This window comes from Ruegeria sp. CI1 (genome assembly GCF_056536925.1).
The window spans coordinates 122,200-134,243 of the sequence record NZ_JBQFQP010000014.1; the positions used below are offsets into that span (position 1 = coordinate 122,200).

The 12,044-nt window shown below is 54.8% G+C and carries 14 protein-coding genes, 1 tRNA gene and 1 pseudogene; 11 read left to right on the forward strand and 5 right to left on the reverse strand.

What is annotated here, in order from left to right:
- Positions 1 to 13: 13 nt before the first annotated feature.
- The 5 genes and pseudogenes from ACR0LZ_RS16755 to ACR0LZ_RS16775 all read right to left on the reverse strand — a co-directional run bounded on the left by ACR0LZ_RS16755 (position 14) and on the right by ACR0LZ_RS16775 (position 2,800).
- A complete protein-coding gene (locus ACR0LZ_RS16755; RefSeq protein WP_480750978.1) occupies positions 14 to 349 on the reverse strand; it encodes a DMT family transporter in 336 nt (111 codons plus the stop codon).
- A 392-nt stretch (positions 350 to 741) separates the two neighbouring features.
- Positions 742 to 1,362 carry an HD domain-containing protein gene (locus ACR0LZ_RS16760; protein WP_480751006.1) on the reverse strand — a complete coding sequence of 207 codons (621 nt, stop codon included), beginning with the start codon at positions 1,360 to 1,362 and terminating at the stop codon, positions 742 to 744.
- 75 nt (positions 1,363 to 1,437) lie between these two features.
- Positions 1,438 to 1,905 (reverse strand): annotated as a pseudogene (locus tag ACR0LZ_RS16765) (HD domain-containing protein); the annotation flags it as partial.
- Complete coding sequence (locus tag ACR0LZ_RS16770) at positions 1,902 to 2,147, reverse strand: hypothetical protein (RefSeq protein ID WP_480750980.1); 246 nt, start codon at positions 2,145 to 2,147, stop codon at positions 1,902 to 1,904. The pseudogene ACR0LZ_RS16765 and the gene ACR0LZ_RS16770, both read right to left, overlap by 4 nt.
- The gene (locus ACR0LZ_RS16775) at positions 2,147 to 2,800 is read right to left on the reverse strand and encodes an alpha/beta hydrolase (protein ID WP_480750982.1); all 654 of its coding nucleotides are present in this window, start codon (positions 2,798 to 2,800) and stop codon (positions 2,147 to 2,149) included. The genes ACR0LZ_RS16770 and ACR0LZ_RS16775 overlap by 1 nt, the downstream gene beginning before the upstream one ends.
- A 177-nt stretch (positions 2,801 to 2,977) precedes the next feature.
- On the opposite strand from ACR0LZ_RS16775, the gene iscR reads away from it, so the two are divergent.
- The 11 genes from iscR to ACR0LZ_RS16830 all read left to right on the forward strand — a co-directional run.
- Complete coding sequence (gene iscR / locus ACR0LZ_RS16780; protein ID WP_480750984.1) at positions 2,978 to 3,436, forward strand: Fe-S cluster assembly transcriptional regulator IscR; 459 nt, start codon at positions 2,978 to 2,980, stop codon at positions 3,434 to 3,436.
- A 91-nt stretch (positions 3,437 to 3,527) separates the two neighbouring features.
- Entirely contained in the window at positions 3,528 to 4,607 is a 1,080-nt protein-coding gene (locus ACR0LZ_RS16785) for a cysteine desulfurase family protein (RefSeq protein ID WP_480750985.1), read from the forward strand.
- Between the two features lie 18 nt (positions 4,608 to 4,625).
- Positions 4,626 to 6,146 carry a Fe-S cluster assembly protein SufB gene (gene sufB / locus ACR0LZ_RS16790; protein WP_480750986.1) on the forward strand — a complete coding sequence of 507 codons (1,521 nt, stop codon included), beginning with the start codon at positions 4,626 to 4,628 and terminating at the stop codon, positions 6,144 to 6,146.
- Between the two features lie 51 nt (positions 6,147 to 6,197).
- Positions 6,198 to 6,803, forward strand: a complete 606-nt coding sequence (locus tag ACR0LZ_RS16795) for a hypothetical protein (protein ID WP_480750988.1) — start codon at positions 6,198 to 6,200, stop codon at positions 6,801 to 6,803.
- Positions 6,804 to 6,862: 59 nt separating this feature from the next.
- A complete protein-coding gene (gene sufC, locus ACR0LZ_RS16800; protein WP_480750990.1) occupies positions 6,863 to 7,618 on the forward strand; it encodes a Fe-S cluster assembly ATPase SufC in 756 nt (251 codons plus the stop codon).
- A complete protein-coding gene (locus ACR0LZ_RS16805) occupies positions 7,618 to 8,898 on the forward strand; it encodes a SufB/SufD family protein (RefSeq protein WP_480750991.1) in 1,281 nt (426 codons plus the stop codon). Before sufC ends, ACR0LZ_RS16805 begins: the two co-directional genes overlap by 1 nt.
- Positions 8,898 to 9,383 (forward strand): YIP1 family protein, encoded by a 486-nt coding sequence (locus tag ACR0LZ_RS16810; protein WP_480750993.1) that lies wholly within the window; start codon positions 8,898 to 8,900, stop codon positions 9,381 to 9,383. Before ACR0LZ_RS16805 ends, ACR0LZ_RS16810 begins: the two co-directional genes overlap by 1 nt.
- Positions 9,380 to 9,973, forward strand: coding sequence for a YIP1 family protein (locus ACR0LZ_RS16815; protein WP_480750994.1), 594 nt, complete (start codon positions 9,380 to 9,382; stop codon positions 9,971 to 9,973). The genes ACR0LZ_RS16810 and ACR0LZ_RS16815 overlap by 4 nt, the downstream gene beginning before the upstream one ends.
- Complete coding sequence (locus tag ACR0LZ_RS16820; protein ID WP_480750995.1) at positions 9,966 to 11,186, forward strand: cysteine desulfurase; 1,221 nt, start codon at positions 9,966 to 9,968, stop codon at positions 11,184 to 11,186. The genes ACR0LZ_RS16815 and ACR0LZ_RS16820 overlap by 8 nt, the downstream gene beginning before the upstream one ends.
- A gap of 65 nt (positions 11,187 to 11,251) precedes the next feature.
- Positions 11,252 to 11,328, forward strand: a tRNA-Arg gene (locus tag ACR0LZ_RS16825).
- A gap of 311 nt (positions 11,329 to 11,639) precedes the next feature.
- The coding region (locus ACR0LZ_RS16830; protein WP_480750997.1) for an IS5 family transposase at positions 11,640 to 12,044 on the forward strand (405 nt) is incomplete at its 3' end.

The following is a 12,044-nucleotide window of genomic DNA, read 5'->3' on the forward strand; positions in this document are numbered from 1 at the left end:
CCCAAACGCGCCGTCAGTGGCTTGTGGACTGCGAAAAAAGATGAATCACCAATATTCCGATGATGATCAGGCTTAGTCCAGCAAAGGCGGGCCAATCGAGTTTTTGTCCAAATGCAACGAAGCCGATCAGAGCAATGAAAACGATTCCCAAGCCAGACCAGATAGCATAAACGATTCCCACTGGCATCACCTTGAGAGTCAGCGCCAGAAAATAGAAGGCGATCCCATAGCCGATAACGACCAGAACAGAAGGCCACAGGCGCGTGAACTGCTGACTGGCTTGCAGGGCCGTCGTTCCGATTGTTTCGGCCATCACGGCCAGAAGGAGGATCAGGTAGGCTTTGGGCATCTAAACGAAACCGTTCTCGTCACGTTGGTCAGTCGTTGAACACAATGAAGGTTTCCACCGCAAGAGAAATCGAAGGTGGTGCCACGCACCCTAGGTTAACGCGGGGTCAGGGAAACCGGACTAGCGACGAATGACGGCAAGGTATATCTGACGGGTTATTGGTGAGTTCAAATGTTGATGAGTTTTCAATGACTGCTTTTGCAAAAAAGATCATTTTGATTTCGGCCGTAATAGTGGCGCTTGGGTGGCTTGCAGACGGGGGGTCCGTCGACATAGATGCAGCCAGAAATGTTGAGCGAGTGGCTAGTGTGCCGGTATAGACAGCGCTACCGAGGTCAGGACAAGGGGCTGAGAGGCCCCTTTTCCACTTGTGAAAGAACCCAGAACGGATTTCAGTTCACGGGTTCGATCACATCGAAGAACAGTTTCAGCTGAGGTTGCAGCCATTGCCACAATTCCGGCGCACCGCGCTTTACCGGATATCCGACCCGGGATTCCAGTTGATCAAAACTGACCTGATATTCGATCCACGTGCCGCCGCCGTTTTGAAGGTTTGCAATAGGGGTTTGAATTCGGTCAACCGCTTTGCCGAACAACGCGTCCTGTGTTTCGGCGTTTTCGAATTCAAGCCAGAGATCGGTAAATTCCTCTTTTTGCGCAGAAGGCAGGAGGCCAAACAGACGTGCGGCCGCGGCCATTTCTTTTTCGGCTTGGGCCGCATGATCAACCTGACCGTGAATAGGGTGGTCTCCGGCATCGATTTCGACAATGTCGTGCAGCAATAGCATGCGCAGAACCCGATCAATCCTAACTTCGGGGTGGGCATATTCTGCCAGCACCCATGCGTAGAGCATGATGTGCCACGAGTGTTCCGCAGAATTTTCGCAACGGGAGTTGTCCAAGAGCCTGGACGCCCTGTTGACCGATTTCAATTGATCAGCGTCCACGAGAAAAGGCAGACGGCTGGAAAAAGAAGAGGAGTGATCGGGCTGTGAACCGTTCAGCAAATCCATTGCGTGCCGGTAGGCTTCGGGAAACTCGTGACGCAGATAGGCCGCTCGCCCGCCGTTCAGATTCTCCCGTACGATCCCCATGTGGTCGGGCCGCGGGACCGGAGCGCAAAGAACCTGAAACAGCGGCTGGCACCTGTCCAAGCGTTTGGCGAAGCGGGCGTCAAGCGTTTCGTCTGCCTCGAATTCGTTCCAGAGCGACAAGAACACCGCTTTTTGATCCAAAGGAAGCAAACCAAACAAAGATTCGGCTGCCGCGCGTTCCTTGATTGCCACAGACTCCCAATCTGTTTCCAAATGAATGGGATGATCGCCAACTTCAACTTCCACAAGATCATGCAAAATCAACATCCTGATGACCCTGTCTATGGACACCCCGGGTTCTGCAATTGGGGAAAAGACCAAGGCCCACAAGGCAAGGTGCCAACTATGCTCGGCAGAGTTTTCGGGACGAGACAGATCAAGGAGAGCATTCGCGCGTTCGACCGTTTTCAACCTGTCCGCCGCTTTTAGAAAGTCGATCTGCGCGGACAGGCGTTCGGTCATTGCTTTTCCTTGGCTTGCGCCTTGTCTCTGAACTTCGACAGTTTGCCGATCAGAAATTGCCGTGCCTTACGTTCAGCCATGCGTACGCGAATTTCGGTTAGAAACGCCTCTTCGAGAGTTTGGGAAGCCGCCCCCAATACCGCGCTGACCTCCATGAACAGGCGGTCCTCATTGGTTTCATCCATCACTTTCATCGTATCCTCGGCCAGTTTTGCGGCCAGCGTTTCAACGCTCGAAGACATCAGCGGGTATTTTCCGTCAGGCGGCGTTTTACGTAGTCGGACACGTCGGTGATCAACGTGTCCATATGCTGATCCTGGAAAAAGTGATCGGCACCCTCGACTTCGGTATGGGTGATGGTGATCCCTTTTTGCTCATGCAGTTTGTTCACCAGGGAAGTCGTATCTGCGGGAGGCGCCACGCGGTCCGACGTGCCGTTGATGATCAATCCGGAAGACGGGCAGGGGGCCAGGAACGAGAAATCATACATGTTCGCGGGCGGTGAGACGCTGATGAAGCCGGTAATTTCCGGGCGGCGCATCAGGAGTTGCATGCCGATCCACGCGCCGAAAGAGAATCCGGCGACCCAGCAATGTTTCGAATTGTTGTTCATGGACTGAAGATAGTCCAGCGCCGACGCCGCGTCGCTCAATTCTCCGATACCTTGATCATATTCGCCCTGGCTGCGGCCAACGCCCCGGAAATTGAAGCGCAGAACGGTGAACCCCATGTTGTAAAAGGCATAGTGCAGGTTGTAGACAACCTTGTTGTTCATGGTTCCGCCAAATTGCGGATGTGGATGCAGCACGATGGCAATCGGTGCGTCTTTTTCCTTTTGCGGGTGGTAACGGCCTTCCAGGCGGCCTTCGGGTCCGGGAAAAATCACCTCGGGCATGTGTGCTTTTGTCCTGTCTGTTTTCATGCGGCGCCGGGATATTCTTGACGGTATTCGTCGGGCACCTTAGAGCGGTTCTAATTGTCGGGCGTTGCATTGCGACGCTGTCAGTGGGAGATACGCACTGGCCGCGAGAAGGTCAATGATTTCGCGCATGTCAGGCTGAGAGGAAAGCAAATGAAACTGTCGACCAAGGGTCGTTACGCGATGGTGGCGCTCGCGGATATTGCACTTCAGCCGGCAGATGCACTTGTTACGCTGGGTGAGATTTCCGACCGCCAGGACATTTCCCTGCCTTACCTCGAACAGTTGTTCGTCAAACTTCGCCGCGCCGATCTTGTCGCCTCCGTTCGCGGTCCGGGTGGGGGATACAGGTTGGCGCGTCCTGCATCGAAAATCCGGATCGTCGAAGTCCTGGCTGCCGTCGACGAAACCGTCGACGCAATGCACAAAGGGGCAGGCGCATCCGGTGCGTCTTCTGGTAGTCGGGCACAATCGCTGACGAACCGCCTGTGGGAGAGCCTGAGCGCGCATGTCTATGTCTTTCTGCACCAGACGCGGTTGTCCGACGTCATCGAAAACGAACTTGCCCCTTGTCCCGCGGTTCCGAGCCTGTTTTCGGTTGTCGATGACTAACTGGCAGTGGCGTGACTTTGGTCAATTCCCGCCGCATTGACTTTCGCTATCCGCGCCCGACATCCTATCTGCCGCTAGAAAAGATGCATCCATGAAACGTGTTTATCTCGACCACAACGCCACAACGCCGCTTCGCCCAGAAGCGCGCGAGGCAATGGTTTCGGCGATGGACGTGTGTGGCAACCCTTCTTCTGTCCATGCGGAAGGTCGCGCTGCGAAAGCAATGGTTGAAAGGGCGCGGGTGCAGGTTGCCGAGGCGGTTGGGTGTCGGCCGCAAGAGGTGGTTTTCACTTCCGGGGCGACCGAAGCAGCGCAAGTTTTGGCCCAACGTCCGCCGGAGTGTGACGTTTTTGTGGACAGCACCGCTCATGATGCTCTCTGGTCGCACTTTGACCTGTCCAACGTTCAGGAGCGGCCTTTCGGCCCCGGACATACATTGGCCATGGGGTTGGCGAATTCCGAGACGGGAATCATTACCGATCCGCTTCCAAAGGTCGAAGGGCAATGGCCTTATGGAGCGCGTCGCGCCGATTGGCTGTTGCTGGATATCACGCAAGCGGTTGGGCGAATTCCGTTTTCCTTTGCTTGGAGTGGCGCCGATATGGCTATCCTGTCGGCGCACAAGATTGGCGGGCCTAAGGGAGTAGGGGCGTTGATCCTGCGGCAAGGCCTGGATATCGAACCGATCTTGACGGGCGGAGGTCAGGAGATGGGGCGACGTTCGGGGACAGAAAATGTCATTGGAATTGCCGGTTTCGGTGCCGCAATAGAAACCGCTGTCAGGGAACTTGCCGATGGAACATGGGGGCAAGTCGAAAAACTTAGAAACATTCTAGAAACTTGCCTTGTGGAATCGGCAAAAGAGACTATTTTTGTCGGGAAAGATGAGCGGCGCTTGCCCAACACATCCTGTATAGTTACCCCCGGCTGGAAAGGGGAAACGCAAGTGATGGCATTGGACTTGGCCGGCTTTGCCATTTCGGCGGGCTCGGCGTGTTCCAGTGGCAAGGTCAAGACCAGTCGGGTTTTGGCGGCGTTGGGATACAGCAAGGTCGAATCGGCAAGTGCCATTCGGGTGTCCCTGGGCCCGCAAACGACGGAAGATGAAATAATGCGCTTTGCCGAAACCTGGCTGAAGCTGCACAAGAAATATCGCACCCGCGCGGTGTGAACAGACAAGGAGAGGGCCATGGCGGCTTTGGACCAGACGCAGGTCAAAGATGGTGTCGACCAGGAAACCGTAGATGCGGTGCGCGAGGTCGGAACCTACAAGTATGGTTGGGAAACCGAGATCGAGATGGAATACGCACCCAAGGGTGTAAATCCAGATATCGTGCGTCTGATTTCAAGCAAGAATGACGAGCCGGATTGGATGACCGACTGGCGCCTGGCTGCGTTTGAACGCTGGTCCAAACTGGAAGAACCAACCTGGGCCATGGTCAAATATCCTGAAATTGATTTTCAGGACCAGTATTACTATGCCCGCCCTAAGTCGATGGAAGTAAAGCCCAAATCGCTGGATGACGTTGATCCCAAGCTGCTGGCCACATACGAAAAACTTGGAATTCCTTTGAAAGAACAAATGATTCTTGCGGGTATTGAAGGGGCCGAAAATGCGCCGGCCGAAGGCCGCAAGGTTGCGGTGGATGCCGTTTTCGACTCGGTTTCCGTGGGTACCACTTTTCAGGATGAACTAAAAAAGCATGGAGTGATCTTTTGCTCGATTTCCGAGGCGATCCGTGAACATCCTGAATTGGTGAAGAAATACCTTGGCTCGGTTGTGCCGGTATCAGACAATTTCTATGCGACGCTGAATTCAGCCGTGTTCTCGGATGGCTCGTTCGTCTATGTGCCGCCAGGCGTCCGGTGCCCTATGGAACTGAGCACCTATTTCCGTATCAACGCAGAAAACACCGGCCAGTTCGAGCGCACGCTGATCATCGCGGACAAGGGCTCTTACGTGTCCTATCTGGAAGGCTGCACTGCTCCTCAGCGTGACACCGCACAACTGCATGCTGCAGTTGTAGAGATCATTGTGGAAGAGGACGCCGAAGTAAAATACTCGACCGTTCAAAACTGGTATCCGGGCGACGAGAATGGCAAGGGCGGCATCTACAACTTCGTGACAAAGCGCGCGGATTGTCGGGGCGATCGCTCCAAGGTGATGTGGACGCAGGTGGAAACCGGCAGTGCCGTGACGTGGAAATACCCATCTTGTATCCTGCGCGGCGATGACAGCCAGGGTGAATTCTATTCGATCGCGATCACCAACAACTATCAGCAGGCCGATACCGGAACCAAGATGGTGCATCTCGGCAAGAATACCAAATCGCGCATTGTCTCCAAGGGTATTAGCGCGGGTCATGCCCAGAACACCTATCGCGGGCTTGTTTCGATGCATCCCAAGGCAAAGAACAGCCGGAACTACACGCAGTGCGACAGTTTGCTGATTGGGGGCAAGTGCGGCGCGCACACGGTTCCCTATATCGAAGTTCGTAACAATTCCTCACGCTGCGAGCACGAGGCGACCACATCCAAGGTGGACGACGACCAGTTGTTCTATTGCCGCCAGCGCGGCATGGACGAGGAAGCAGCCGTTGCACTGGTTGTGAACGGTTTCTGCAAGGACGTCCTGCAGGCATTGCCGATGGAGTTCGCCATGGAAGCGCAGCAGCTTGTCGCGATTTCTTTGGAAGGGTCGGTGGGTTAAACGAAGTCTTCGATCCCGACGGCGCCGCTCGCTAGATCAAGGAATGGATGCGTGACACTTCAGCCGCTTCAATCAGAACGCCCGCAGCTCATCCTGCCTCGGGACGAGGCGGATGCGTTGCGGTTGGCCTATGGCGAAGCGGATGTCATCCTTGAATACGGTACCGGCGGGTCCACGGTTATGGCATCGGAGCTTCCCGGCACCCATATCACGTCGGTTGAAAGTGACCGGGCATGGGCGCGGACCGTGCAGGACTGGATTGATCAAAACCCACCCGCATTGGGAAGCACCGTGCAAATCATCTGGTCGGATATCGGGCCGACGGGCGATTGGGGGCATCCCGTGACGGATGAGACTTGGAGACGGTTTCCCGGTTATGCGCTGGATGTTTGGACCCGTCCAGACTTTCGTCACCCCGACGTCGTGTTCGTCGACGGGCGGTTTCGCATTGGCTGCGCCTTGGCAACGGCGTTCAACATCGAACGGCCCGTTACCCTGATCTTTGATGATTACGCGAACCGAAAATGGCACCGACAGGTCGAGGAGTTCCTAGGCGAGCCGGAGGTCATCGGCAGGCTTGGAGTATTTGAAGTCAATCCGACGCCGATCCCGGCAAACCGGTTGAAGAAAATCTTTCATTTCATGACCAAAGCTTGAAGACAGAACGAAAATCACACGCCCCTTGAGTGCGGGCTCGAGACGAGAACGAGGAAAACATGCTTGAAATCAAAAACCTGCACGTGAAACTTGAAGAAGAGGATAAGCAAATCCTCAAAGGCGTCGACCTGACTGTCGAAGCCGGCAAGGTTCACGCGATTATGGGGCCGAATGGGTCGGGTAAGTCTACCCTCAGCTATGTTTTGTCGGGGCGCGATGGATATGAAATAACCGAAGGGTCGGCAACGTTGGGTAGCGAGGACCTTTTGGAACTTGATCCCGAAGAACGCGCTGCGTTGGGTCTGTTCCTGGCCTTTCAATACCCGGTCGAAATTCCCGGCGTTGGTAATATGACGTTCCTGCGTACGGCTGTTAACGCGCAACGCAAGGCGCGGGGCGAAGAGGAACTATCCGCCGCCGAATTCCTCAAGGTGGTACGCGCCAAGGCCAAGACGCTCAAGATCGACGCCGATATGCTTAAGCGTCCGGTTAATGTGGGCTTCTCGGGCGGTGAGAAGAAGCGCAACGAAATCCTTCAAATGGCCATGCTTGAGCCACGCATGTGCATTCTGGACGAAACCGACTCCGGTCTGGACGTGGACGCGATGAAATTGGTAGCCGAAGGTGTGAATGCGCTGCGGGATGAGGGGCGAGGGTTCCTTGTCATCACTCACTATCAGCGCCTTTTAGATCACATTAAACCCGATGTTGTGCACATCATGGCCGATGGTCGCATTGTCAAGACCGGCGGTCCGGAGCTGGCACTTGAAGTCGAAAATAACGGATATGCCGACATCCTGGCCGAGGTGAACTGATGGCGTTGCCCGAAGTTAAACATTCCGTCACCGTGGCTCGCTTGGCCTCTATGAGCCTTCCCGAAGCGGGGTGCACACAGGAAGCGCGGGTAGATGCGTTGTCCCGTGTGCACGAAATGGGTCTTCCAAGCCGACGGGACGAGTATTGGAAATACACACGTCCTGATACTTTGATTCAAACCGACGCCCCGAAAGCTGCAGTTTTCGTCTCGGACGAAGCAATGATGTTCGACGGGTTCGAACGTCTAAAGATTGTTTTTGTCGATGGCGTATTCGACCCAGAGGCCTCGGATAATCTGGAACTCGAAGGGGTCCGGATCGAGCGGCTGAAAGACATCTGTTGCAAGGACATCCATTGGGCCAAGGAGCTATATGGCGTACTTGAAGCGCGCGGGCAGTCACCCGTTCAGCGTCCTCTGGCAGCGCTCAATACCGCTTTTGCGGCCGACGGAGTTGCCATTCACGTCATTGGCAAGCCATCCAAGCCCATCAGCTTGATTTACACCCATAATTCAGAGGCTTCCGATGTGATTCTGCATCATGTGATCCGGGTGGAATCTGGAGCGGAAGCAACCATTCTGGAAAACGGGCCAGCGGCTTCGCGATTCAACAAATGTATGGAGATCGACATCGCGGACGGTGGCACGCTGCATCACGTTCGGGCGCAGGGGCGCGATCATGAACGCCGGGCGGTGACACATATTTTCACCCGCCTAGGCGAAGGTTCTATCTACAAGTCGTTTACACTGACCGTAAATGGTGTGCTGACCCGCAATGAACAGGTTATTGAGCTGACCGGTGACGATGCTGTCGCGCATATTTCCGGCGCATGCGTGGGCGACGGTGATTTCCACCATGACGACACTGTATTCATCACCCATGACGCCGTAAATTGCGAGAGCCGCCAGGTGTTCAAGAAAGTCCTGCGCAACGGTGCGACCGGGGTGTTTCAAGGCAAGATTCTGGTTAAAGAAGGTGCGCAGAAAACAGATGGCTATCAGATCAGCCAGTCTTTGTTATTGGATGGGGACAGCCAGTTTCTTGCTAAGCCCGAGCTGGAAATTTACGCCGATGACGTGGCCTGTTCGCATGGTTCGACATCAGGTGCGATCGACGAAACGGCATTGTTCTATCTGCGGTCTCGCGGCGTTCCAAACAAGGAAGCGACCAACATGTTGACGCTGGCCTTTCTAGCCGAGGCAGTCGACGAGATCGAAGACAAGGCATTGGCAGGGGATATCGTCGCACGTCTCGAAGCGTGGTTGGCTCGACGCAGCTAATGCCGGTCACATCTGACATAGTCGCCACCTACCGTGGTCCTGGACGCGTCATGCGTCGCCTCTTGGCTATGGGGCAGCGCGAGGATCGCGCCTTGGCATTTGTGATGGTCTTTTGCGTGGTTGCATTTATCGCGCAAATGCCCGGGCTTGCCCGGAAAGCTCACATGGAAGGGCTGGACCTGAACGCAACTATGGGAGGGGCATTACTGGGCTCAGTCATTCTGTTGCCGTTGCTGTTCTATGGATTGGCCTGGGTGTCACACCTGATTGCGCGACTGTTCGGGGGCGGTGGCACTGGTTATGGCGCGCGACTTGCTCTGTTCTGGGCGCTTTTGGCGTCGACGCCACTCGTACTTCTCAACGGTCTTGTTGCTGGCTTTATCGGACAGGGTGCTGCTTTGAACTTTGTTGGAATTGTTTGGCTGGTAGTATTCATGATGTTTTGGTTGTCTGGTTTGGTGCAAGCCGAGAGGACAACAGAATGAGCATGGGATTCTGGAGCGATCTGGCAAAGAAAACAGTAGTGGACCCGGCAGAGGCTGCCCGAAGATTGTTGGCGCTTGACTTGGGACGCGAGGTGCTGTGGCTCGCTCTGGCACTGGCAATCGTGCTCAACGCGGCCCTTCAGGCGACATCGAATCTAATCCTATCATCCATGGGGGTCGAAGTTCCCGCGCTTGTCGGCTCGGTGATCCCTTATGCCGCCGTAGTTGGCGGCGGTTTGATCGTGACCATTGTGGCATTTCACCAGATCGGTATCCGGATGGGGGGTACCGGGACGTTTAGTGACGTGATGGTTTTGCTTGTTTGGTTGCAGTTTCTCAAGGTCTTGGTTCAGGCCGCAGGAATGATTTTTCTGCTGACCGTCCCGATCCTGTCGGCCTTGCTGTCTGCCGTGGCTTTTCTGGTCGGCATTTACATCACCGTCCATTTTATCGATCAGGCGCATCGGCTGAACTCCCTGGCGGTTGCAACCGGCGTTCTGGTGCTTTCCATCCTGGCGATTGCCGTTTTGGCTATACTTCTTCTATCCCTCGTCGGAGGGCCAATTACGGGTACCCCTGCTTATGTATGACGTTCAAAAGATCCGCGCTGACTTCCCGATCCTATCACGGAAAGTGAACGGCAAGCCGCTGACCTATCTGGACAATGGCGCATCCGCGCAGAAACCTCAGGCTGTGATCGACGCGGTGACGCGCGCTTATGCCGAAGAGTATTCCAACGTCCATCGTGGGCTACACTTTCTATCCAATCTCGCCACCGAGAAATACGAAGCCGTTCGCGGCACGATCTCGCGTTTTCTCAACACGGGAAACGAAGACGAGATCGTAATGAATTCGGGGACAACCGAAGGGATCAACCTGGTCGCGTATGGCTGGGCGATGCCGCGTATGGAACCCGGTGACGAAATTGTCTTAAGTGTCATGGAGCACCATGCGAATATTGTGCCCTGGCATTTCCTGCGAGAACGCCAGGGGGTCGTCCTGAAATGGGTTGATGTAGATGCCGATGGTGGATTGGACCCGCAAGCTGTTATCGATGCGATCGGCCCAAAAACGAAGCTGGTTGCGATTACCCAGTGTTCGAACGTGTTGGGTACAGTTGTCGATGTAAAAGCCATCACAAAAGGCGCACACGCCAAGGGTGTTCCGGTTCTCGTTGATGGCAGTCAAGGCGCCGTGCACATGCCAGTGGATGTTCAGGATATCGGTTGTGATTTTTATGCAATCACTGGTCACAAGCTGTACGGGCCGTCCGGATCGGGGGCAATTTTCATCAAGTCCGATCGCATGGCCGAAATGCGCCCGTTTATCGGCGGTGGCGACATGATCAGGGAAGTCTCTAAAGATCAGGTGATCTATAACGATCCGCCGATGAAGTTCGAGGCTGGAACACCCGGAATCGTGCAGACGATCGGTTTAGGGGTCGCGCTGGATTACATGATGGACTTGGGGATGGAGAACATCGCAGCGCATGAAGCGGACCTGCGGAACTATGCCCTTCAACGTCTTACAGGCTTGAATTGGTTGCAGGTTCAGGGCACACGGCCAGACAAGGCTGCCATATTCAGTTTCACGCTTGACGGGGCCGGGCACGCTCATGATGTTTCGACAATCCTTGACAAGAAAGGGGTCGCCGTACGAGCAGGGCACCATTGTGCCGGACCACTGATGGATCACCTTGGGGTCACGGCGACATGTCGCGCTAGTTTCGGCCTGTATAATACTCGCGATGAGGTCGATACGTTAATTGAGGCCCTGGAACTCGCGCATGATTTGTTCGCTTGAGTTCCAAACCACTCGCGGATTTTGGTATTGCACACGGGCTGGAACAAGGTTAGCTAACACCGCAGGCACCTGTAGCTCAGCTGGATAGAGCGCTGCCCTCCGAAGGCAGAGGCCAGAGGTTCGAATCCTCTCAGGTGCGCCACTTTTTCACTTAATGTATAGATTTTATTAAATAAAATAAAGCTTCACATTGAAGCCACCAAAGGGATTCAAACCAATCCCGTAACGTTTCCCGCAACACAATTCACAAAATCTGGTGCGCACTCCGGTACTCTCCACTTTACCTCGTCGGCTCATTCTGATTGCTTGCAAAGCAATTCACGGAAAGGGATTTTAATGCGCATTGAAATCAACTCAGAAGAGAGCGCTTGGGAAGTATTGGCAAACCTAGGGTCTGGACCCATTGATTTCAGAGGGGTGTCGTGATTCACGGTTCGAAAACGAGCGGTGAACATGTCTGATCTTTTCTGGCTGACCGACGCCCAGATGGCGCGTCTCCAGCCCTTCTTTCCCAAGTCCCACGGCAAAACTCGCGTCGATGATAGGCGTGTGTTGAGCGGGATTATCTTCATCAATCGCAATGGGTTGCGCTGGCGCGATGCGCCCAAGGAATACGGTCCGCACAAGACGCTTTATAACCGTTGGAAGCGCTGGAGCGATAAGGGCATCTTCGCAAAGATGATGATGGGACTGGCAGCCGATCACGGCGAGGAGAAGACCGTGATGATTGATGCGACCTATCTCAAAGCACACCGCACCGCAACCAGTATGGCCGCGAAAAAAGGGGGGCGTGGCCGTCTGATCGGTCGCACCAAGGGCGGGATGAACACGAAGCTGCACGCCATCTGCGACAGCCTG

What these genes read in the sequence shown, in the direction of transcription:
- ACR0LZ_RS16755 (WP_480750978.1), bottom strand. Translation starts at nt 349, where the DNA reads ATGCCCAAAGCCTACCTGATCCTCCTTCTGGCCGTGATGGCCGAAACA.
- ACR0LZ_RS16760 (WP_480751006.1), bottom strand. Translation starts at nt 1,362, where the DNA reads ATGGATTTGCTGAACGGTTCACAGCCCGATCACTCCTCTTCTTTTTCC.
- ACR0LZ_RS16770 (WP_480750980.1), bottom strand. Translation starts at nt 2,147, where the DNA reads ATGTCTTCGAGCGTTGAAACGCTGGCCGCAAAACTGGCCGAGGATACG.
- ACR0LZ_RS16775 (WP_480750982.1), bottom strand. Translation starts at nt 2,800, where the DNA reads ATGCCCGAGGTGATTTTTCCCGGACCCGAAGGCCGCCTGGAAGGCCGT.
- iscR (WP_480750984.1), top strand. Translation starts at nt 2,978, where the DNA reads ATGAAACTGTCGACCAAGGGTCGTTACGCGATGGTGGCGCTCGCGGAT.
- ACR0LZ_RS16785 (WP_480750985.1), top strand. Translation starts at nt 3,528, where the DNA reads ATGAAACGTGTTTATCTCGACCACAACGCCACAACGCCGCTTCGCCCA.
- sufB (WP_480750986.1), top strand. Translation starts at nt 4,626, where the DNA reads ATGGCGGCTTTGGACCAGACGCAGGTCAAAGATGGTGTCGACCAGGAA.
- sufC (WP_480750990.1), top strand. Translation starts at nt 6,863, where the DNA reads ATGCTTGAAATCAAAAACCTGCACGTGAAACTTGAAGAAGAGGATAAG.
- ACR0LZ_RS16805 (WP_480750991.1), top strand. Translation starts at nt 7,618, where the DNA reads ATGGCGTTGCCCGAAGTTAAACATTCCGTCACCGTGGCTCGCTTGGCC.
- ACR0LZ_RS16810 (WP_480750993.1), top strand. Translation starts at nt 8,898, where the DNA reads ATGCCGGTCACATCTGACATAGTCGCCACCTACCGTGGTCCTGGACGC.
- ACR0LZ_RS16815 (WP_480750994.1), top strand. Translation starts at nt 9,380, where the DNA reads ATGAGCATGGGATTCTGGAGCGATCTGGCAAAGAAAACAGTAGTGGAC.
- ACR0LZ_RS16820 (WP_480750995.1), top strand. Translation starts at nt 9,966, where the DNA reads ATGTATGACGTTCAAAAGATCCGCGCTGACTTCCCGATCCTATCACGG.